Below are 19,209 nucleotides of genomic sequence, written 5' to 3'. Positions count from 1 at the left end.
CCTCAGCTGCCCGATGGGCGCTTCATCTGGCAGGTGGTGGCCTGCTCGGCCGCCTTGGCATCGACCACGGCCACCTGCTTCCAGCCCAGCCCGGTGTTCTCCTGGTCGTGCACCACGGCCTTGCCGTCGACCTTTTCCCAGCTCAGCACGTAGATCGGCTGCTGGGCCTGGTGGTCGGACTTGCGCATCTCGACCGGACCGTTGAGACCTTCGAAGCGCATGCCTTCCATCTTCGCGGCCACGGTGACGGGATCGGTCGACTTCGTTTCGCGAATCGCCTGCGCCAGCATCACGATCGCGTTGTGGCCGAGGCTGTTGGTGAAATCCTCGTTGACCTGGCGCTTGAAGCCGCCGAGCAGCGGCTTGCCCGACAGGCCCGGGTCGTTGGGGCTGAAGGCCGAGACCAGCTTGACCCGGCCAACGCCTGCCGCGCCCATGGCGCCCGGCACGCCGAAATTGTTGGCGTTGAGCGTGTAGAAATCGACGCCGAGTCCGGAATCCCGTGCGGCCCGCACGATCAGGGCCAGGTCGGCGCCGAAGTCGGCCGTGATCACCGTGTCGGCGCCGGCGCGCTTGATCTTCGCCATGTAGGGCGAATAGTCCTTGACCTGGCCCAGCGGATGGAAGTCGTCGCCGACGATCTCGATGTCGGGGCGCTTCTTGGCCAGCAGTTCGCGCGCGGCCCTGGAGACCTCCTGGCCGTAGGCATAGTTGGGGTTCAGAAGAAAGACCTTCTTCACGCCGGCCTGAAGCGCGATGTGCGTCGTCATCGCCGCCACCTTCATGTCGGAATTGGCGTCGGTGCGGAAGTGCCAGAAACTGCACTGCGCATTGGTCATCACGGGCGCCTGCGCCGCATAGTTGAGGTACACGATCTCCTTGCCCGGGTTGCGGCTGTTGTGCTTGTCGATCGCGCCGAGCAGCGCGACGCCGACGGCGGAGGAACTGGTTCCCTGCACCACGTAGCGGATGTCCTGGGCCACGATCGAATTGAGCAGGCTCAGGGCCTCCTGGGCGGACAGCTTGTTGTCGAAGGCGACGATCTCGAACCTGGTGGGCCCTGCCCAGCCCTCGTCGTTGGCCATCTTCACCGTGTACTGGAAGCTCTTGAGCACGTTGAGGCCGAGGCCGGCCATGGGCCCGGACATCGCGTCCAGCGAGGCGATCTTCACGGTCGAGGCGGGCTGCGCCGAGGCGGTGGCGGCAGCCAGGACGAGCGCGGCCGAAGCCGCGCGGACGATGGTTTGCATGATCTTGTCTCCCGTTTTTCTGGGTTCCGCGCCGGGCTTCGGCGCTGCTGTCCATCGCTGCAGAATGCAGCCTGTCAGCTCGAAAAATTCTAGGAACAACCGACGCTCCGGGTGTTCGGGTTCCGGCGCAAGGAGACCAGGATCAAACGTTCCCCGACTTCTCCCTCGAGGAGAAAGCCGCGCCAGTCGCGTGCGCTGCAGACTTCGCAAGCCCTGCAGGAAGCCTTTGTTCGGCTTTTGGTCGAACGCGGCTACGCGGGCATCACGATCCGCGAGATCGTGCTGGTGGCCGGCACGGGCCTCGGCAGCTTCTATGAATACTTCGCCAGCAAGGAGGACCTGGCGCGCGTCTGCCTGCACCTGCGCTCCAAGGCGCTGCTGATGGCGATGCAGGACGCCGTCGCGCGGCACACGGGCCGCCCGCTGCGCGAGATCGTCGACGCGCTCATCGACTCGCAGATCGAGGCCCACCGCGAGCGGCCGGCGGAGTGGGGCGCGCACTACCTGCTCGAACGCCACCTGTCGGGCGTCGACGCCTATCGCAAGATGTACGAGCGCTTCGTCGACGCCTGGGCCGATGCGCTCGCCGCCGCGGCGGACCTGCCCGCGGGCTGCCCGATCCGGGAAGCGGCGCGCGTCAGCCAGACCGTGATGTACGGGCTGGTCTCGCACGTCCACATCAGCGCCGTCGGTGCGCCTGATTTGCAGGCGTTGTCGCGGCAGGCGCGCACGGCAGTCAATGCCTACCTCGAGACCTTGCGCTGACCCGTCGCCCTGATCCCTAACTCGCGACAAGGACGCGAACAAGAACGACGAGGAGCCCTGCAGCAACGGAGGAGGCGACCGTCGTCACGACCAGGTCGGACGTCCCTTCGTCCACGTCTTGCCGCGTCGGCGCAGCGCTGGCATTGAGTGGTTGCGGCACCGCTTCAAAGGCGGGGCTGAACGGGCTGTAGAGTGCTCCGCCGAGGCTCGCCGAGCCGGACTCGTCGCGCTCGACATCCTGGCCCGTTGGCTCCTCGATCAAGGCCGCCTTGATCGAGGACGCCTTTTCAGTGTCGGCTGCAAACAGCGATGCACCCGCGAACGCAGACAGCGCTGCCAGACAAATGCCTGCTGCCGTCCTGCGCATTCCTTGCTTCTTTTTCGCCACGACGATGCCCCTTCGGGGTGCCGAACCGTTGCTACTGCTTGCTGCCGGTCGCCTCGTGCGCCTGATGATTGCCGAAGGTCAGAGGCGCCGTGTTGCAGCTGAGCACGGTTTGTCCCGTCCCGGTCAGCTTGATGAGGACCAGCGCGGTGTCCTTGGTGCCAGGCTCTCCGCCATCGGTGAAGGTGAATGTTATTTCTGCAGGCTGACCGTTGAAGGTGCCGGTTCCGGCGCCGTCAAAGGTATCGAAGTTCGCACTCGGGGGTTGCTGGATCGCGTCGGTGTCGGTGCACACCGCCTTCGTCAAAGTGGTGAGATGGAAATTGTCGCCGCCGGAAAAGTTGATTTCCAGATTGTTGGGCTCTGCGAGCGTGGCCGGCGGATCGCCCTTGCAGTGCAACTCGAAGCCATGCGTCACTTTTTGTTGCCCCGGATCACTGCAGACAAAGCTTCCGCCACCCGTCATTCGACCTTCCTGGTGTGCCCATGCAGCGCCCATCATCGTCGCCGCCGCTGCCGCCGCGGCGCAAAGCACAGCCTTTCCGCAAAGTTTGTTCATGATCTTTCCCTGCCCCGCCACGGGCGGTGATACCAGGGCCAAGGCCCCCCACTTGAGGAGGTTGAACAAACAGGCGCGAAGGCCCATCGGGCGCAAAAGTTGTACGCCTCAAAGCGCCCATTCTCAATATCACGAATGGCGTATCGCTGATGCGTTGCGCGGCGCCCAGAGATACCTTCAAGGCGTCAGTGAGATCGGGTGCGTGCTTTGACACCCTCATCACTGGCGTCTCGTTTCCGACGCCMAAAAGAAAACGGCGCTATCGTTTTCGATAGCGCCGTTTCTATACCAGTGAAGGGTTTGCTGGTGGGCCCTGAGTGACTCGAACACTCGACCTACGGATTAAGAGTCCGACATTTCTAGATTTYCTGGACGATATTGACGGCCTTCCGAGGTAGGTGGGCTCTACAGAGGTAAAAATCACGGTCAAAGCCGTCCATTCCATCCACTTCATGCACTCCTAGACTGTCACCAGCCTGTCACCGATTCTAGAATGGTGACAGTCGTTATCACACAGGAAGAGGCCGCATGGCAGATGGAGCAGCAACCCCCGGGCAGGTAATCATCGGGCTGAAGCCGGGCGCGTTCGCGTCCTTGGGGAAGGTCGGCGTCGGGACCGTGGAGGCACGCAAGCTGGGCGGGGGCGACGTGCACCTCTATTGGCGGTTCACGCTGGCCGGGAAGACCACGCGCGTTCCGATCGGCACCTATGACTCAAGCGCGCCGCCCAAGTCCGTCGAGCCCACGACGAAGGGGTATTCGATACGGGCCGCATTTCGAGCGGCGGAGGCCATGGCGAAGGAGCATCGGGACAGCGCCGACGAGGGAGGCTACACAGCGTTACAGGAGCGCCGTCGGGCCGAGCGCGAACTCGCCGCTCGGACGCAAGCAGCCGGCAAGGAGTACACGCTCTACAAGCTGCTGGAGGCCTACTGCGACTACCTGAAGGGCCTGGGCCGCGGATCGCACGTCGATGCGCGCAGCATTTTCAAGTTGCACGTCAAGGGCGCGTGGCCGAAGCTGGCCGACAAGCAAGCCAGCGAGGTCACGTCGGAGGAAATCGCCGACGTGATGCGCAAGCTGATCGAGAGCGGCAAGGACAGGACAGCCAACAAGCTGCGAAGCTACGTGCGAGCCGCGTTTCAGGTGGCAAAAGCGTCGAGGTCGAAGGCGAGCATTCCGGTGGCGTTCAAGAGCTACGGCATTACGACCAACCCGGCTGCCGACACTGCGCCAGACGAAGCGGCGAACAGGGCAGACAAGAACCCCCTGAACGGTGACGAGATGCGCCGGTACTGGAGTGCGATCCAGCACCTGGGCGGCAGCAAGGGCGCGGCGTTGCGCGTGCATTTGCTGACCGGGGGGCAGCGCATTCGGCAACTCGTCGACGTGACGACAGCGAACGTGTCCGCCGACAGTATTCTTCTGTTCGATGGGAAGGGGCGACCCGGCAAGCCTGCCCGGCCGCACCTCGTACCACTCATTCCGGCCGCGGCGAAAGCCATGGCGGCGCTGAAGCCGGCCGGCGTGTACGCTATGTCCACGGACGGCGGTGAAACGCACCTGAGCCCTACAACGCTCGCAAACTGGGCCGTCGAGGCCGCAGGTACTGCGGAGCCGCCGATCGAAGGGTTCAACGCCAAGCGGATCAGGTCCGGCGTCGAGACGCTTCTCGCGAGTGCGCGCGTGTCCCGCGACGACCGGGGACGCCTGCAATCCCACGGTGTAGCGGGCGTGCAGGCACGGCACTACGACGGGCACGAATATCTCGACGAGAAGCGTGTCGCTCTCGAAACGCTGCACCGCCTCCTAGAGGGCAAGGRCATCGGCAACGTGGTCAAGATGCCGGCCGCGAAGAAAGCCGCCTAGAGGAGGGGCGGCATGACCTTCGCCAATTTCATGGCGTTCACGCGCGCCTTCATCGCTGCCCGCGAGCGTCAAGCGGATCGGCGATGGCTGCAGGATGTGATCGCTGGCCGCGCCGACCTCATGTCGCCCGCCATCTTCCCGAGGATGGGGCCGCTCTTCGAGAAGTACGACGCCGATCCGCGGATGAAGGCTTTGCTCGAACGCGCCGCGAACGCCTACGCCGATTTCGCCGTGTCCGCTGCGTGTTGGGCGCTGGCGGGTGGCGCAATTGAGGACGCACAGCGCAGCGCAAGGGGCTTCTGAGTCCGCGTCGAACCTGCGCCGTGGTCTTAACGGGTCAGGGGCGGCCATAGCCCATAATATGTTTGACAGACTATGTTTGTCAGACATACATTAAGGACTTAACACGCCACCATGGATAAAAATGACAGCGACGAACGAATCTGAACTAGTGCAGCGAGCGATGGCCGGCTACTTCCGTGCCGGCGGGGGCCAAGAAACCGTAAGCGGCGGCGTCGTGATGGAACACGCCTCTCATCAGTATGTGGTTCTCACGGGCGCCACTGGCACCGTCTGCGTGTTCCGCGTGCGCAACAACGGCCCGCTGCGTCGCCTGAAGCGCTGGCCGCCCGAGCTGAGCCTCTCCAGCCCTGTCAATGAGGGCGCCGACCTGCTGGTGGAGGCAGTCAAGATTGCGGATCGTCTGCTCGCCACTGCTTCCGGCACTCAAAAAGCCGATCTTGCCAAGCTGCGCAAGCTGGTCGCGACGGCCGGCTACACGCTTGATGCAACGGACGGCTCTGCGGGCGAAGACCTGCTTTCCGTTTGGGGCCTTGCATGACTTCGACTATCAGATTGCGTGCTCTCCAACGCGACTTGCTAAACCGCCATCTCGGCTTCAGCCAATTCAGCGAGCTGGACATCGTTCAATTTGATCGCGAGGTGCTCGAAGTCCTTGCCGATTTTGTAGTTGCCAAGGCCGCCACGATTCCTGAGTTCCAACAACTCGCAAATCAAGCCGTGGCGCGCGCGATCGCGGCCAACATGCTCCCGAGCCGCCCCAAGAAGAGGCCGAAAGAGCGCGTCCTTGACGATGCCAAGAAGCGGGCCGCCGTCCGCCAGTTTCTCAAGGGCCGGGAAGACGGCGGGACCGTCGAAGAGGTGGCCGCCGCTGTTGGTGAACAAGTTCAGGACAACAAGGGAAAGGGCGCAGACGCCAAGACCATTCAGCGCTGGGCGAAGAGGGCGGCGATTGAGGCGCGCGCGCCCTCCGTCGAAACTGCCTCCATAACGCCTGAGCAGGTTGCGTCCGCCATGGGTCTCAATCCTGGCTTGCCCACACCAGATACCCCTTGGGTCTTGCACGTGATTGAACATGGTTCCGCACCGACGCCTTGGCCCGCCCGCGACGACGGAGCCGATCTGTAGCGGGCTGCTTGGCCGGCAACCATCTCGCGGCTACGGACAATAAGTAGCCGACTTTCTGTCATCGACGCGGCCGTTCATCGCCGCGACTATCCACCCCGTCAGCCCTGTCGGAGTGGACTTTCTGGAAATTCCAGACCACTCCATCAACCAGATTGGAGTGGTCATGAGCACCAAAGAAAAGCAAGTTCCCCGTCCCATCCGCATGGCACCCGTGCGCAACAAGACCGGCCTCTCGCATGGCAGCGTCTACGCGCAGATGGAGAAGGGGCTGCTGCCGAGCAGCATCAAGATCAGCGAGAAGAGTGTCGCTTGGCTCGAACACGAGATTGACGAGGTCGTGAAGGCCCGCATCATCGGCAAGAGCGACAGCGAAATCCGCACGTTGGTTAAGAAGCTCGAAGCCGACCGCGCCGCGCTGGCCGCTTAAGGGGGTGCCATGAAGACCCCTAAGCGCAAGCCGCCAGCGAAGAAGATCGTCGTCGTCGTCGTCGGCAGCCTCGGACGCAAGCCGAGCGATACGCACAAGAAAAAGAAAAGCGCCGGGCCTGCGAAGACCACGGCGCCGAAGCCGACCAAGAAGGCCGGCAGTGTGCAGAACAAAACCCGTGCCAATGGTCGCCCGACGGCTGCGGCGAATGATCCTGCGTTTTCCGGCGCGACGACAAGGGCAATGTCTTGTGCGGAGCAGCGCGCCTTTGTGCTCTCGGCATTGGCGACCAACGGGCAATCGAGCTACTTCTTCCGCAATAACGGCTGTTACCAAGTGCCGACGCGTGTTCACGAACTGCGCAAGCTCGGGCACGACATCCGCACCAGCTGGGTCACTATCGTTGACGCCGACAGCTGGTCCCATCCCCGCTGTGCCTTCTACGAACTCGGCGATCAAGGCCAGATCGGCCTCGACTTCGGAGCCGCTGCGAATGACCCGGCCGCGCCGAAGAAAGGCGGCAAGCAATGAGCGTGATCAACGCCCTGGCCGACTCCAAGGCCTTCCGTACGGCTGCCTCAGAGTTCGCCCTGCACGCCGAGGTCGGCCTCGACGGCCTGATGCGCCTGCACTCGATCCACCATGGCCGCGTCGTTCCGCTGGACGACCTCGATCACGCACGCGCCTTCCTGGCGCAGATCGGCGGTGCCAATGCGTGAGTACGCGATCGTGCCGTCCAAGTTCTGGATCACGCCCCTCGCCAAGTCGTTGCGCGGCAATCCGGCCGCACAAGTCGTCGCGCTGTACCTGAAGACTGGTCCGCACGCCAACCTGATCGGCCTGTATCACTGCCCCATTGCTTACGTCGCACAAGACACCGGCATCCCCTTCGAAGGGGCTTCGAAGGCCCTTTCAAGCCTCTCCGAAGCGGGGTACTGCACCTTCGACGAGCAGGCCGATGTCGTGTTCGTTCACGACATGGCGCCGGAGCAGATCGGCTCCGCGTTGGCGCCGGCCGACAAGCGCACCAAGGCCGTGCTGCGCGAGTGGTCGGCCGTTCCGTCTGAAGGCCTGCGCCGCGCGTTCCACCGCCTGTATGCCGAGGCGTTCCATCTGCCGCCGATGCCTGAAATCGCCGATCTCGGCCAAGGGGCTTCAAAGGCTGTTGCAGGCCCCATCGAAGCCCCTTCGAAGGTCCTCCGAAGCCAAGATCATGACCACGAACAAGAAAACGATCACGAGCAGGAATCTTCTTCGTCCGAGCAAAGCCCGGACGGCGCTGACTCGCCCGGCAAGGGCACAAAGGCGAGAAAGCACCACGGCACTGACGACGACCATGAGGCGGTGAAGTGGATGTGGGTGCGCATCAAGGTCATCGATCCGACCATGAAAGAGCCGAACTGGGACGCGTGGGCGAACGACATGCGCCTGATGCGCGAGCAGGACCGCCGAACGCATCGCGACGCCTGCGCGCTTTTCGACTGGGCAAACAAGGACGGCTTCTGGAAGACCAACATCCTGTCGCCGGCCAAGCTGCGCGAAAAGTGGCAGCAGCTTTCGCTCAAGCGTCAGAACCCCGTGGCGATAGCAGCGTCTTCGCGAGCGCCGGCCATGACCGACGAGCAGCTTGCCGCGAGGAACGCCGAAGAGACCGCCAAGGCCAAAGCCCTCTACCGCCAGCGGTACGGCCATGCCGCGAACGACGGCAACGTGATCGACGCCGAGGCGACCGTGATCCCCGACAGCCCCGCCATCGGAGGCGCTGCCGCATGAACTTCGATCGAGACTTTGACGGCTTCGCGGCGACGCTGGACGACCTCTGGTCGCTCAAGGGGCAGGCGCTCACGGCCGGTGCACGGATGATGTTCTTTCGCGCGCTGGAGGACTACCCGCTGCGCGAGGTCGAGGCCGGACTGTTTGCCCACAGCCGCGACTCGAAGCGCGGCCAGTTCCTGCCGATGCCGGCCGACGTGATTGCGCAGATCAACGGCCTTGTTGCCGACGATGGCCGTCCTGGCGCGGAAGAGGCGTGGGCCTCCGCGTTTCGCGCGACCGACGAGAACGCGACGGTCGTGTGGTCGAGCGAAATGGCCGAGGCCTTCGGCATTGCGCGTCCGCTGGCCCTGGCCGGCGATGAAGTTGCGGCGCGCATGGCGTTCAAAGAGTCGTACACGCGCCTCGTCTCCGAAGCCCGCGAGCGCCGTGTGCCCATCGCGTGGTCCGCGACGCTGGGCCACGACACGGCAGCGCGCAATGTCACGCTGTTGCCGCACGTGCAGGCCGGCCGTCTGTCGGCCGATCTTCTGCTCGACGCGCCGACGGGTCTTGACGAGGTGCTGGCGCTGCCTGCCGCCGAAGAGACCCAGTCGAACCGCGACGCCCGAGCCAAAGCGCGCGCCTTGCTGCTGAGCATGCGTGCCGAAGCGACCTCGCGCAAGGGGGCCCCCACGGCGCAGCAGATCGACCGCGAGCGCACCGACGCGCTGAAGGCCGCTGCGGCCTCCAAGGTCCGCAACTACACCGCCACCACTTTCAACGCAACTGGAACCTGAACCATGACCGACAACGAAAGAACCATTCGCACGGTCGCCCTCGCTGGCTACCGCTTCGACAGCACTGACGGCCCCCGCAAGGCCCTGATTCAACCCAACGCCGTCGGCGGTGTTTGCGTGTGCATCGCTGCGCCGGCCGGTGCGCGCGGCAGCGCCTTCACCATCGATTTCGCTGATGTCGATTCGTTCTGCAGCGCACTGCGCGCTGCGGCGCTGGAAGCCGGCGAGAAGCTCGTCGAAACCATGTGCGGCATGGAGGCGAACCACGCCATCGAACGCGCCCGCACCGCTTGATTTGTCACCAGTAACCGAGGAACAAAAAAATGTCCGCATCTCAATCCCGCTCGCACCGCGTTGTGCGTATCACCTACATCGACGCAACGGGCGAGCACGACGGCGGCGAGGCCCGCGTGCACGTGTCGCGCTGCTGCGACAACTGCTCCGCCGACGGCCTCAAAGACCGTGAATGGCAGGAAGACGGCGGCATCGAGAAGTTCGGCCGCTGCATGAATCTGGTCCCCGCCGCTGACGATGCGGGCCAGCCGAATCAGTGGTGCGACGACCACCAAACCTCCGCCGAGTTCGAGGCCGGCGTCCACCGCCCGCATGCGCCCGTGTTCACGGTCGTGGAAGGTGGTGCAGCATGAGCGCGGTCGTCGCCAACACCATCGAGCCCGTCGCGCATGCCCCTGTGGTTATTCAGCTGGATGTCCCCGCTGCAACGGCAGTCGATCTGCCTGACTTCGACGACGAAGCCCCCGTGGCTGTCGGCGCGGTGTTTGCGGGCTTGACGACGAACGCTGCTCGTGCTGCAACGCCTGCCGCGAATGACCCGAGCGTTGAGCGTGAAGCAGATGCCTCGGCCCGTGGCGGCGAAGCCAACGCCAGATTGAGCCGCGTGATGGCTGTCCGGCTGGTGCGTGCGCGCATGCTTTCTGGTCTGTCGCAAGGCGATGTCTCCAAGGCTCTTCATTTCAAAAATCAGTCTCAAGTCGCGCTCTGGGAAAGGGGCCGTCGTTTGATCACACCGACCGCCCTGGTGCGCGTGTCCGAAGTCCTGGGCGTCTCTTCGGACTACTTGCTGGGCATGAGTGATGAACCGGAGCGCGACCAAGCGGCTGCTCTTCGCAGCGCGTGCCTGATCGGTGTCCGTAAGCAGCTTTCTCGCGTGGCCGAGATCACGGTCGATGAGGTCGCGCGCCACGCCCGCCTGGTCGGCCCGCATGTCGGCCATGTTCGCGGGCTTCTCGCGGCGGGGGACGACCTGCTCGAAGCTTTCAGCGGCTTCATGCGCTCGAACTCGGGGGCGTTCGATCGCATGCGCGGCGGAGCAACCGCGCTGCGCCGCGCACAGGAGTTCGAGACCGCGCTGGAGGACGCACGCACGGCGATCCGCGCCCACGACGCCCTCGACGGCGATCTGCGTCGCGCGCTGGCCGATATCGCCCTTGAAGACGAGATGGCGGGCGACGACGACGTTTGAGCGAGGACTTCCGCCGACGGCGGAGGTCGTCCCGAGGCACGCGAAGCCCTTCGCGCAGATCGGGAAAGTCGGTCCCTGTCGAGCGGCCGAGCTGCACAAAGATGCACGGACCGTAACCCAGGAGCACCAACCAATGCAACTTAACGACCCCGACGACGACCTGCTCGACAGCGCACAGGTCAGCGCCGAGATGCTTGGCGGACGCGTGAAGGCCAGCACGATCGATAGCTGGCGCAGGCCGAGCCGCGCACAGCCGCTGCCGTTCGTGAAGGCCGGCCGTCGATGCCTCTATCGCCGCAGCGCTGTCCGCGAATGGCTGGCGCAGAACACCAGCGCGCCCAAGGCCTGACCCGAATGCGCGCAATTGCCATGCTGCTCGTCGTCACCCGCGCTCACTTCAGCGCCAAGGTGCATGCCAGTCCCGCCAAGCCCCTTCAACTGCCGAGCTGGCGCACCACCAGCCACATCCATACCGCGCCCGCCAAAACCCGCCCCATCAAGGACCAAACCATGAAATTCGTTCGCAGCCCGCTCGCGGCCTCCGCCGCCCTGACCGCCGCCGAGGTTGACGCCCTGGACTCTGTCTTCAGCGATTCCCAGGTGCAGCTCACGGCCGGCCGACTGCACCTGAAGCAGGCACATCTTCTCGAAGTTGCGGGCTTCCGTAGCGCGATCGCCCAGGCCATCGCAGCTGTTGATGAACCCGCCGCTATCACGCCCGAGAAGGTCGTCGCGATCCTTGACCGGATGGCTGCGGACATTGATGACGAGGTTGCTGCCGTCCGCGAAGATCGCGCCCAGCACGACGCCTGCCACAAAGCGCGTCTGGAACGTCTCATGCCCTTGCGCCACGTCGTCTCGACGCGCCTGGGTGCACTGACCCGCCAGCGCGAACACTGCCTCGTCCGCATCGACGCCGCGCGCAGGGCTTCCACGATGTCGGGCTCCGCATCTCACCGCTACAACGGCCTCGTGGCGGCCGGCCTGAAGCCCGATGAGATTACCGCCGCGCTCGGCATTCAGTCTCCAGCCGATGACGAAGCCGCCGTGCGCGCCCGGATCGTTGCCATCGACGCCGAAATCGTGCCGCTGCATGCATTCGGTGAAAGCGGCGATGTCGAGCACCTGGCTGGCCTGGGCCTCGACGACCTCATCGCGCAGGCCTACCCCTATCGCGTTGGCGCAGAGGTCACCGCATGACGACCCGCAGCCCGACCGAACCCCGCAAGCGCGGCTCGAAGCCCGGCGTGGCGCGTGGGCAGTACAAGCCCCGCCGCATCCAAGCCAACGAACCGCAGACGCCGGAGTCGCTTGCCGCACTGGATGAGCGTACGCGCGAGTTTTGGGGCGACCTGTATGACCGCAACGCCAAGGTCTTCGCCCGCGAACTTGGCCGGACTGTTTTCGTGCGGTCCTACTTGCCGCCCGCGCCCGATGGCGACGAGCGCGCTGCATGCACCGCGAAGGCCTGCTCCCGCTGCGGGCTCGACCAGCCCCTGAACAACTTCAGCCCCAGCCGTGGTGGGCGCTTCGGCGTCAAAGCCGCGTGCAAGACGTGCTGCGCAAAGGCCGCCCGCGAGACAGCCAGCAACCCGCAAGGCAAGGCCGCCCGCCTGCGTGCGCAAGCGAAGTATCGAGCCCACCTTGCGGCCGAGGAACGCAGCACCAAAGCGCGGGCCGCCTTCGTCGCAACCGCTAGCAAGACCGCCGCGGGCCGGGCGCTTCTTGCCTCCGTCGGACTTAGGAAATCTTAGGAGAACCAATGCTTACTTGCGTTAACCATTCGCGTGATTTGATCGAAATTGGCTATCACGATTCCCCGCGTGCCACGGGCCCGGATCACTCCGGAGCAGCCCTGACAAAGGCTGACTTTTTGCATCGTTTGCCGCACGAGCAAATGGGCTCAGATTTGTTAAGTTTTGATAAGGTACTTCCGTTGTCGATGCGGCAGATTCGCGCTTCCCAGCGCGGGCAGGAGGCGGCATGAGCGGCATTCGCATCGGCAATCTGACCGCCGGGCGGAACCGAGTTGCGAACAACGACTTGCTCCGTCGACAGTCCGACGCGCACAGGATTCTTGGGCCTTCGGATATCGCGCAAGGCAAGGTGTCGGGCGGCCGGCTGCTGTACACGACCCTTGGCGGCGTGCCACGCCAGCTCACGGCCGAGGACATGGCCGTGTTCAAGACCAAAGCCAAGGCCCTCGGCACGCGCTACAAAGGTGGTGCCACCATCGACGACATCGTGAGGGCGAGCCGTCCGGAAGACTTGCAGCGCGCGCGCGATATCAGGTGGAGCACGCCCGCGCGCCTGCGCAACGGGACGATCGACTTCATCGCGAGCGCCAGCCGACAAAGCCCGGTGACGCGTCACTATGTGACTGTCATCTTTGCTGACTACGGCGCCGCGCTGGCCCGTGCTGCAACTCCTCTCCAGGCTGCTGCGTGGCTTGCGAAGGAAGGTCATGTGAAGTGGGACTGCTCGTGTGGGCGGCATACTTTTTGGTATCGGTACATCTGTACGTCGATCGGCGCGAACGCAGCAAGGCAAGAAACGGGGTTTCCTCGTATTCGGAACGTCCATCTCACAGGCCTCGCCTGCAAACATACCCTTCGCACGATGATCGAGTTGCGCGACAGCATCCTCGTGCGCAAGCAGGTCGCCAAGATGATCGAGGCCGATCGTGCACGCCTCGACAGTCCGGGCCGTACGAAGCACCAAACCATCCGCGTGACACAGCAGGACGCCGACCGCATCACCGCCGGGCGCGTGCGCCGCATCGCGGTCAAGCCGGAGCAGCGCCGCGCCACCCTGGGGCCGAAGGCCAGCAGTTCGGACATTCGCGCCGCCCTGGCCGCCTTCAAGGGCAAGACTGACCCGACCAGCCTCGCTATCGAGCGCGCTTTGAAAAATCTTCTCGCCGCCCAGCAGAAGGCGGCACGGCCGTGACCATTCCTCAGAACCTTCAGAGCCTGCGCTGCTCGCCTGCTCACGCTCACGCTCATGGCGATCAGCGTGCGCGACGTGCTTCGAGTCCCTCCATCAACCCCCAAACGCCCACAGGGCACCAAGACCATGGCCTACCTTGAACCCCAGCTGACCAACGAAGTGAAGGCTGTCACCGCCGAGTTGTTCGATCACCTCGCCCTCAATGCCGACGCGCAGCCTTTCGCCGACGGTAGTCCCAGCACGTGGCAGGCGGCCGACGAGGTCGAGGCGGAGTTCGTGCAGGTCGGCTTCGCGAAGTTCCAGATCGTCGATCCCGACGCGACAGACCTGGCCTTGGCGGCTGGCGCCATCGATGAGAACTCGCTGCCTTCGCTGTGCATGCGCGTCCGTTTCGAGAACACCGAAGACCAACCCCAGCGGCGCTCCGGCCAGTACGTCACGATCGACACCGCGGCCGGCGTAAAACTGATCTTCATGCTGTCGCTGACCGGCGAAGACGTTCATGACCCCGCACCTGAAGGGTTCGACCTTGGCGGCGACGCCGTGCGCAACGAGGCGCTCGACTTTCTCCAGCCCGGCGAAGCGCTGCTCGTGCAGGTGCTGGCGGAGGTGTCGCCTTGAGCCGCGCCGAGCTTCAACCTGATGCCGCCGTGCTCGCTGTGGCCGATGACCTGCTCGACCGCCTTGGCGGCGATGCGACGACGCGCTTCAACCCGCTCGGCGACGCTCGCTTTCAGATCGTCGAAGAAGATGCCATCGAGTTGGCCCGCGCCTTGGGTGCCGTCGCACCGCACGAGCCCGGCGAGCCGCTGCCGAGTTACCGGCGCGTTGTGTTCGATTTGGACCGCGTGATGCCCGCTCCGGGCGCCTACCTCGTCGTCGCCGACGCTGAGACGGGCGCTGCCGACATCTGCTGCGTGCTGGCCCTCGCCGGACATGACGTGGACCTCGATGTGCCCGGAGCGCCGCTGCTGCCCGGCCACGCGCTGCTCGCAACCTGGCACGCCGAAGACCTCGAAGGGGCGGCATGAAGACGACTGACCAGCGGGTCAAGCAACTGGCAGCCGATTCGGAGCGCCTCGCCGACATCGAGCGGGGGCGTGTCGCCCTCCGAGGGCGTTTTACGTCCGATCCGACATGGACCGCACCTCGGCCTATTGCTGCGGCCCCTAGCGTCGAGCCGCCGGCACCTCCGCCGGCTCCACCTGATCAATTTCTAGCGGACTTCGTGCGCCGCTTTTTCTGAAAGTACATAACACATGGCATCCGTTTTCAAAAGCGACGTGCAAGGATTTCTGATCGGCGAGGTGATCGAGAACGGCCGTGACCTCATGCGCGCGCAGCAACAAGGCATCGCCATCTGGAAGGCCATCCGCACCGACTTGCGGGCAGTGCGCACAGCCATCAATGCCCAGATTTCCACGGTCGTGCGTACCGGCCGCCCTGGCGCTGCGCCTCGTGCACCCTCGACGAGCCGCGCGGCCGGTGGGAACTGGCGGATCACGCCTTCGGCCGTGGTGCCTGCGGGCCGTAGTGCACCTGTGCTGCGCAGCGCGGTCGCGCGCGGCGCCGTCGTGGTCGCGCAGCCGCGCGGCGCCAGCGGCCGCTTCGTGGCGGGCCAGCGCCCCGCCAGCGGCGGCGCGAGTGGCGGCGGCGTTTTGAGTAGCAGTGCCCTCGGGCGCATGAATGACTCGCTTGGCAAGCTCGCATCGAGCCTGCAAGCGGCCGACAACATCGATCCGACCGTGAACGCGATGAAGGAGGTCAAGGACGTGGTGAGCCCTCTCGGGCGCGGCCTGTTCTCGCTCTTCGGGCGCACGTCCGAGCGCAAGAGGGAAGTCTGGTATCGCCGGTTCCTGAAGGCTCTCACGCCGGGATCGCAGAAGGCGCAGCAGGTTGTTGGCGGCGGCCTCTTCGGCGGGGGCGGCGGTGGCGGCCTGGGCGGCTTGCTTGGCGCTGCTGGCGGCTCAGCTGCTGGCGGCCTGCTGGGCAAGGGCAAGGGGCTGCTGAAGGGCGGCGGCAAGCTGCTGAAGCGCATCCCGGTGCTCGGCGCGCTCATTTCCGGCGGCATGGCGCTGGGCTCGGCCTTCGGCATGGACGACGACCCGAGCAAGTCGCCGGAGGAAAACCGCACGCAGCGCTATCGCGACACGGGTGAGGCTGTCGGCATGGGTGTTGGCGGCGCTGCTGGCGCGGCCGTCGGCTCGCTGCTGGGGCCGATCGGCACCGTCGTCGGCGGCTACCTCGGCGCGATGCTCGGCGAAAAGATCGGCGGCGCCGTCGGCGAGTGGACGAAGAGCTTTGTGGACTCGGATGTCGGCGGCAAGGTCATCCAAGGGTGGGACGTGTTCACGACTGGCCTTGGCGCGGCATGGGACTCCCTCGTGACCGACGCGAAAACGACCTGGGGCGACATCACGACGAAGGCCGGCGCGTGGTGGGACTCGACGAAGGAGGCGGCGGGCACGCTGGCCGACAAGGTGTCATCGCTCGCGGACGGCATGAACAGTTGGTTCAAGGACAAGACCGGCATCGACGTGAAGCAGAACGTGACCGCGGCCGCCGACAAGGTGGGCGAGGTGGCCGGCAATGCCTGGGAGAAGACGAAGGGCGTCGCGATCGCGGGCTGGTCGGCGGCGAAGGGCTACGGCGCGGACGCGCTCGACGCGGCAAAGACCGGCGCGGCCGCCCTGGTGCCCAACACCGCAAAACGCGCCTATTCGGCTGGCGCTGCGGCCGCTGGTCAGGCGAAAGCGGGCTACGACGTGGCGCGCGGCACCGAGAGCACGGCCGGTGCGCCCGTGGGCGCGCTCCAGCAAGGCGCTCGCGCTGCTGGCGGCTCTCTAGGCGACCTGATCGCGAAGGGGGAAGGCGGCTACGGCTCGTTCAATCGGGGCCAGGCCGGCGACTCGCGCGGCGCGAGCATGGACTTCTCGAACATGACGATCGATCAGATCATGGCCGCGCAGTCGCTGCCGAAGGGCGACAAGGACCGTCTGTTTGCCGTGGGCAAGTATCAGGTGATCCCCTCGACGTTGAAGGGCGCGGTGGGCTCAATGGGCCTGAAGGGCGACGAGAAATTCACGCCCGAGCTTCAGGAACGCATCTTCGGCGAGTACCTGGCCGACAAGAAGCGGCCCGAGATCGCCAGCTACATCCGTGGCGGCGGCGACCTCGCGAGCGCGCAGAAGGCTGGCGCGAAGGAGTGGGCATCCATCGCGGACCCCTCGACCGGCAAGAGCTTTTACGCGGGCAGCGGCAACAACAAGGCGCATCTGTCGGCTGAGGCCTTCGGCGGCGCGCTCGGCACTGCACGCGCGCAGTACCAACGCCTTGTGGCGACCGGCATGGACAGCAAGGCCGCCTACCAGGCCGCCGTCGTCGCCAGCCCCACGATTCCGTCACCCGTGCCCGCGAACATCCCGTCGGCGGTGCCGGCGACGATTCCGAAGCCCACGGAAGTGAAGGACGTTGCCACGCCGTTGAACAGTGCCGGCGCGGGCCGTGGCAGCCTCAGCGTCTCTATTCCCGACACCATCGGGCAAAACGTGAGCGACCGGGGGACCGCGCACGTAGTAACCGGTGGCCTCGGCGGCGCCGTGTAGCCGAGCAGCATGCTGCGCAGAGAAACCGGGTCGTTGAGGGGCGCGCACCAAGCTGCAACTGGTCAAGGTCACGGCCCATCACCTGCGCAGCGTCCATGCGGAAAGCCACTGGACTTTGCCACCGGCGCACGCGCCCTCCCCTCTAGAGAGCAGATCGGTGTGTCAACGTACTTTGCCCTGGTGAGTCACTGGAGTTTGCCTTTCGCGGGTTTTGAGTCACTGTACTTTGCCTTTTGCAGGTGCAACGTAAGCACGAACTGGTCGCGGGTTGGCTGGCGCTGCCGACGACCGCTTTCCGACAATCATGATGTCCGCTGGCGGGCTCGAATGGGCCCACACGAGTCATTCGAGACTCATATTGGCGCACCGCAAAGCCGACGTTCAATTACTTCTCGATCGGCCTTGCGCCGGTCGAACGGCGGTGCGCATGACACGCCGGAATCCTTCGACCAGGGCGGGACGACGCATGAAGGCACTTGACCTTGCTTCCAGCGCTCCCACATAAGCGCCTTCTGGCTGGCCGAGTAGTAGGTCCGCGTTCGATACTTCATCTGCAACACTCCTTCTGCCTACGCAGTCTGTCGTGTGTTGCATCGGCCGATTGAATCCGCAATCCGAAGCGGAATTTCGGCGAAAGGCGCCTCGCTAAATGGCGGGGCCTGGGTGATCCACTACAGGCCGGCCGGCTGAGCTGCCGTGTAAGCGACCGTGTAGCCTCGTGCTAGTACCGTGTTAGCGACACGGCGACACGGCGACACGGCGACACGGCGGCACTGCGGTGCATGGCAGTACACCACGCGTGATCGCAAGTGCTTGTCAGAAGACGGGGCGTAGGGGAATTTCAAGGGCCCGCCGCAATGCCCGCGCGACGGGTTCGTGGCGCCACGCCGAACTGTCGCCGATGCCAGCGCGAGAACGCGCTGAGTTCCGAGAACCCGAGGAGCGTCGCCACGTCCGACAGCGGCCGAGAGGCGTCCCGCAGGTAGTGAGCCAGCAGTTCGCGCCGCATTGTGTCGACCAGGATGCTGAAGGAGGTCTTCTCCGCAGCCAGGTGGTTGGCGACGGTCCTGCGGTCGATGCCCAGGTGCTGGGCGACGCTCTCCACCCGGCAATGGCCGCGCGGCATCAGCAGCACGATCAGGCGACGGACTCGGTCCGACATCGACGCGCTCTGGCCCGGATCGCGCTCCAGCAGCCGCTTCGTATAGCGCGCCATCACCGGATCTGCGCCCGGGTTCGGTGCCTCCAGATCGGCCGCGTTGCAGACGATCTCGTTGAACTCCTCGCCGAACGCGACCGAATCGCCGAACACGTGCCGGTGCCAGGCCCTGCTCGGCGGCGCGGGGTGGCGGAAGGTCACCAGGCGCGGACGCCAGCCGTCGCCGAGGAAGATGCCGAGCAGGCGGAAGGTGGTGCCCATTGCAAGTTCGATCGGCTGGCGCACCGACTGCCCGCCCTCGTACACCATCTCCTCACGAATGGCGACGATCGGACCCTCCGGCACGACCGAGACCGACATCGCCTCGTTGTGCAGGTGGATACGCGCGATCAGCGCCTCGAGGGCCTGCCGCAACGTCGGCTGGTCCCGCAACAGCAGGCCCAGCGGCCCGAGGTTGGACAGGCGCCGCGAAGCGGCCATGCGCAGGCCGAAGGCAGGCTCGCCCGCGCGCTCTGCCGCCAGTTCGAGCAACGCGCCCACGGCGGCCGCCGGCACCATCAGGTCGGGGTCGGCCAGGCTTTGCGCGGGCAGCCCGGCCTCGCCCAGAAGCCCCTGCGCATCAAGCCCGCAGGCCGACGCCACCGCCTCGAAGTTCGTCAGCGTCGCGGCGCGTACCAGGATCGTCATGGGCGCAACTGCCTTTCCAGAAATGCTCGGCTTCCTTTCCCGAAATGTCAAACGAAATTCCCGAAACGTCAAGTCACGCCGATCGACGGAG

The 19,209-nt window shown here is 65.2% G+C and carries 24 protein-coding genes; 20 read left to right on the top strand and 4 right to left on the bottom strand.

Annotated features, from left to right (window positions below; translation table 11 throughout):
• Positions 1-2: 2 nt before the first annotated feature.
• A complete protein-coding gene (locus AC1D2O_RS28920) occupies positions 3-1,250 on the bottom strand; it encodes a branched-chain amino acid ABC transporter substrate-binding protein (RefSeq protein ID WP_478090700.1) in 1,248 nt (415 codons plus the stop codon).
• 237 nt (positions 1,251-1,487) lie between these two features.
• On the opposite strand from AC1D2O_RS28920, the gene AC1D2O_RS28915 reads away from it, so the two are divergent.
• A complete protein-coding gene (locus tag AC1D2O_RS28915; protein ID WP_478090701.1) occupies positions 1,488-2,015 on the top strand; it encodes a TetR/AcrR family transcriptional regulator in 528 nt (175 codons plus the stop codon).
• Positions 2,016-2,031: 16 nt separating this feature from the next.
• On the opposite strand, the gene AC1D2O_RS28910 is transcribed toward AC1D2O_RS28915, so the two are convergent.
• Positions 2,032-2,403 carry a hypothetical protein gene (locus AC1D2O_RS28910; RefSeq protein WP_478090702.1) on the bottom strand — a complete coding sequence of 124 codons (372 nt, stop codon included), beginning with the start codon at positions 2,401-2,403 and terminating at the stop codon, positions 2,032-2,034.
• A gap of 31 nt (positions 2,404-2,434) precedes the next feature.
• On the bottom strand, positions 2,435-2,959 hold the full coding sequence (locus AC1D2O_RS28905; protein WP_478090703.1) for a hypothetical protein: 525 nt from the start codon (positions 2,957-2,959) through the stop codon (positions 2,435-2,437).
• 528 nt (positions 2,960-3,487) lie between these two features.
• On the opposite strand from AC1D2O_RS28905, the gene AC1D2O_RS28900 reads away from it, so the two are divergent.
• The 19 genes from AC1D2O_RS28900 to AC1D2O_RS28810 all read left to right on the top strand — a co-directional run bounded on the left by AC1D2O_RS28900 (position 3,488) and on the right by AC1D2O_RS28810 (position 17,272).
• Positions 3,488-4,828 carry a phage integrase central domain-containing protein gene (locus AC1D2O_RS28900; RefSeq protein WP_478158303.1) on the top strand — a complete coding sequence of 447 codons (1,341 nt, stop codon included), beginning with the start codon at positions 3,488-3,490 and terminating at the stop codon, positions 4,826-4,828.
• A gap of 12 nt (positions 4,829-4,840) precedes the next feature.
• Positions 4,841-5,131, top strand: a complete 291-nt coding sequence (locus AC1D2O_RS28895) for a hypothetical protein (RefSeq protein ID WP_478090705.1) — start codon at positions 4,841-4,843, stop codon at positions 5,129-5,131.
• A gap of 121 nt (positions 5,132-5,252) precedes the next feature.
• On the top strand, positions 5,253-5,669 hold the full coding sequence (locus AC1D2O_RS28890; protein WP_478158302.1) for a hypothetical protein: 417 nt from the start codon (positions 5,253-5,255) through the stop codon (positions 5,667-5,669).
• Positions 5,666-6,256 (top strand): hypothetical protein, encoded by a 591-nt coding sequence (locus AC1D2O_RS28885; RefSeq protein WP_478090707.1) that lies wholly within the window; start codon positions 5,666-5,668, stop codon positions 6,254-6,256. Before AC1D2O_RS28890 ends, AC1D2O_RS28885 begins: the two co-directional genes overlap by 4 nt.
• A gap of 163 nt (positions 6,257-6,419) precedes the next feature.
• Entirely contained in the window at positions 6,420-6,683 is a 264-nt protein-coding gene (locus AC1D2O_RS28880) for a helix-turn-helix transcriptional regulator (protein WP_478158301.1), read from the top strand.
• Positions 6,684-6,692: 9 nt separating this feature from the next.
• The gene (locus AC1D2O_RS28875) at positions 6,693-7,214 is read left to right on the top strand and encodes a helix-turn-helix domain-containing protein (protein ID WP_478158300.1); all 522 of its coding nucleotides are present in this window, start codon (positions 6,693-6,695) and stop codon (positions 7,212-7,214) included.
• A complete protein-coding gene (locus AC1D2O_RS28870; protein WP_478092276.1) occupies positions 7,211-7,402 on the top strand; it encodes a hypothetical protein in 192 nt (63 codons plus the stop codon). Before AC1D2O_RS28875 ends, AC1D2O_RS28870 begins: the two co-directional genes overlap by 4 nt.
• On the top strand, positions 7,395-8,456 hold the full coding sequence (locus AC1D2O_RS28865) for a hypothetical protein (protein WP_478158299.1): 1,062 nt from the start codon (positions 7,395-7,397) through the stop codon (positions 8,454-8,456). Before AC1D2O_RS28870 ends, AC1D2O_RS28865 begins: the two co-directional genes overlap by 8 nt.
• Positions 8,453-9,235, top strand: coding sequence for a hypothetical protein (locus AC1D2O_RS28860; protein ID WP_478092279.1), 783 nt, complete (start codon positions 8,453-8,455; stop codon positions 9,233-9,235). The genes AC1D2O_RS28865 and AC1D2O_RS28860 overlap by 4 nt, the downstream gene beginning before the upstream one ends.
• A gap of 3 nt (positions 9,236-9,238) precedes the next feature.
• On the top strand, positions 9,239-9,529 hold the full coding sequence (locus tag AC1D2O_RS28855; protein WP_478092280.1) for a hypothetical protein: 291 nt from the start codon (positions 9,239-9,241) through the stop codon (positions 9,527-9,529).
• A 29-nt stretch (positions 9,530-9,558) separates the two neighbouring features.
• Positions 9,559-9,882, top strand: coding sequence for a hypothetical protein (locus AC1D2O_RS28850; protein ID WP_478092282.1), 324 nt, complete (start codon positions 9,559-9,561; stop codon positions 9,880-9,882).
• Positions 9,879-10,718, top strand: coding sequence for a helix-turn-helix domain-containing protein (locus AC1D2O_RS28845; RefSeq protein WP_478092283.1), 840 nt, complete (start codon positions 9,879-9,881; stop codon positions 10,716-10,718). Before AC1D2O_RS28850 ends, AC1D2O_RS28845 begins: the two co-directional genes overlap by 4 nt.
• A 133-nt stretch (positions 10,719-10,851) precedes the next feature.
• Positions 10,852-11,067 (top strand): hypothetical protein, encoded by a 216-nt coding sequence (locus tag AC1D2O_RS28840; protein ID WP_478092285.1) that lies wholly within the window; start codon positions 10,852-10,854, stop codon positions 11,065-11,067.
• A 5-nt stretch (positions 11,068-11,072) separates the two neighbouring features.
• Positions 11,073-11,918, top strand: a complete 846-nt coding sequence (locus AC1D2O_RS28835) for a hypothetical protein (protein WP_478158298.1) — start codon at positions 11,073-11,075, stop codon at positions 11,916-11,918.
• Entirely contained in the window at positions 11,915-12,472 is a 558-nt protein-coding gene (locus AC1D2O_RS28830) for a hypothetical protein (protein ID WP_478092287.1), read from the top strand. The genes AC1D2O_RS28835 and AC1D2O_RS28830 overlap by 4 nt, the downstream gene beginning before the upstream one ends.
• Positions 12,473-12,701: 229 nt before the next feature.
• On the top strand, positions 12,702-13,667 hold the full coding sequence (locus AC1D2O_RS28825; protein WP_478158297.1) for a hypothetical protein: 966 nt from the start codon (positions 12,702-12,704) through the stop codon (positions 13,665-13,667).
• Between the two features lie 126 nt (positions 13,668-13,793).
• Positions 13,794-14,288 carry a hypothetical protein gene (locus AC1D2O_RS28820; RefSeq protein WP_478158296.1) on the top strand — a complete coding sequence of 165 codons (495 nt, stop codon included), beginning with the start codon at positions 13,794-13,796 and terminating at the stop codon, positions 14,286-14,288.
• Positions 14,285-14,698 carry a hypothetical protein gene (locus AC1D2O_RS28815; protein ID WP_478091588.1) on the top strand — a complete coding sequence of 138 codons (414 nt, stop codon included), beginning with the start codon at positions 14,285-14,287 and terminating at the stop codon, positions 14,696-14,698. Before AC1D2O_RS28820 ends, AC1D2O_RS28815 begins: the two co-directional genes overlap by 4 nt.
• 228 nt (positions 14,699-14,926) lie before the next feature.
• Positions 14,927-17,272: a hypothetical protein gene (locus AC1D2O_RS28810; RefSeq protein WP_478091590.1), complete on the top strand. Its 2,346-nt coding sequence runs from the start codon at positions 14,927-14,929 to the stop codon at positions 17,270-17,272.
• A gap of 841 nt (positions 17,273-18,113) precedes the next feature.
• On the opposite strand, the gene AC1D2O_RS28805 is transcribed toward AC1D2O_RS28810, so the two are convergent.
• Entirely contained in the window at positions 18,114-19,118 is a 1,005-nt protein-coding gene (locus AC1D2O_RS28805; protein ID WP_478158295.1) for an AraC family transcriptional regulator, read from the bottom strand.
• Between the last annotated feature and the right edge of the window lie 91 nt (positions 19,119-19,209).

This window comes from Variovorax sp. P1_G12, from assembly GCF_056405555.1.
Note: the sequence above shows the minus strand (reverse complement) of the source record. Positions and strands in the feature narration are given on the sequence as shown.

What these genes read in the sequence shown, in the direction of transcription:
- AC1D2O_RS28920 (WP_478090700.1), bottom strand. Translation starts at nt 1,250, where the DNA reads ATGCAAACCATCGTCCGCGCGGCTTCGGCCGCGCTCGTCCTGGCTGCC.
- AC1D2O_RS28905 (WP_478090703.1), bottom strand. Translation starts at nt 2,959, where the DNA reads ATGAACAAACTTTGCGGAAAGGCTGTGCTTTGCGCCGCGGCGGCAGCG.
- AC1D2O_RS28895 (WP_478090705.1), top strand. Translation starts at nt 4,841, where the DNA reads ATGACCTTCGCCAATTTCATGGCGTTCACGCGCGCCTTCATCGCTGCC.
- AC1D2O_RS28890 (WP_478158302.1), top strand. Translation starts at nt 5,253, where the DNA reads ATGACAGCGACGAACGAATCTGAACTAGTGCAGCGAGCGATGGCCGGC.
- AC1D2O_RS28885 (WP_478090707.1), top strand. Translation starts at nt 5,666, where the DNA reads ATGACTTCGACTATCAGATTGCGTGCTCTCCAACGCGACTTGCTAAAC.
- AC1D2O_RS28880 (WP_478158301.1), top strand. Translation starts at nt 6,420, where the DNA reads ATGAGCACCAAAGAAAAGCAAGTTCCCCGTCCCATCCGCATGGCACCC.
- AC1D2O_RS28875 (WP_478158300.1), top strand. Translation starts at nt 6,693, where the DNA reads ATGAAGACCCCTAAGCGCAAGCCGCCAGCGAAGAAGATCGTCGTCGTC.
- AC1D2O_RS28870 (WP_478092276.1), top strand. Translation starts at nt 7,211, where the DNA reads ATGAGCGTGATCAACGCCCTGGCCGACTCCAAGGCCTTCCGTACGGCT.
- AC1D2O_RS28865 (WP_478158299.1), top strand. Translation starts at nt 7,395, where the DNA reads ATGCGTGAGTACGCGATCGTGCCGTCCAAGTTCTGGATCACGCCCCTC.
- AC1D2O_RS28860 (WP_478092279.1), top strand. Translation starts at nt 8,453, where the DNA reads ATGAACTTCGATCGAGACTTTGACGGCTTCGCGGCGACGCTGGACGAC.
- AC1D2O_RS28855 (WP_478092280.1), top strand. Translation starts at nt 9,239, where the DNA reads ATGACCGACAACGAAAGAACCATTCGCACGGTCGCCCTCGCTGGCTAC.
- AC1D2O_RS28850 (WP_478092282.1), top strand. Translation starts at nt 9,559, where the DNA reads ATGTCCGCATCTCAATCCCGCTCGCACCGCGTTGTGCGTATCACCTAC.
- AC1D2O_RS28845 (WP_478092283.1), top strand. Translation starts at nt 9,879, where the DNA reads ATGAGCGCGGTCGTCGCCAACACCATCGAGCCCGTCGCGCATGCCCCT.
- AC1D2O_RS28840 (WP_478092285.1), top strand. Translation starts at nt 10,852, where the DNA reads ATGCAACTTAACGACCCCGACGACGACCTGCTCGACAGCGCACAGGTC.
- AC1D2O_RS28835 (WP_478158298.1), top strand. Translation starts at nt 11,073, where the DNA reads ATGCGCGCAATTGCCATGCTGCTCGTCGTCACCCGCGCTCACTTCAGC.
- AC1D2O_RS28830 (WP_478092287.1), top strand. Translation starts at nt 11,915, where the DNA reads ATGACGACCCGCAGCCCGACCGAACCCCGCAAGCGCGGCTCGAAGCCC.
- AC1D2O_RS28825 (WP_478158297.1), top strand. Translation starts at nt 12,702, where the DNA reads ATGAGCGGCATTCGCATCGGCAATCTGACCGCCGGGCGGAACCGAGTT.
- AC1D2O_RS28820 (WP_478158296.1), top strand. Translation starts at nt 13,794, where the DNA reads ATGGCCTACCTTGAACCCCAGCTGACCAACGAAGTGAAGGCTGTCACC.
- AC1D2O_RS28810 (WP_478091590.1), top strand. Translation starts at nt 14,927, where the DNA reads ATGGCATCCGTTTTCAAAAGCGACGTGCAAGGATTTCTGATCGGCGAG.
- AC1D2O_RS28805 (WP_478158295.1), bottom strand. Translation starts at nt 19,118, where the DNA reads ATGACGATCCTGGTACGCGCCGCGACGCTGACGAACTTCGAGGCGGTG.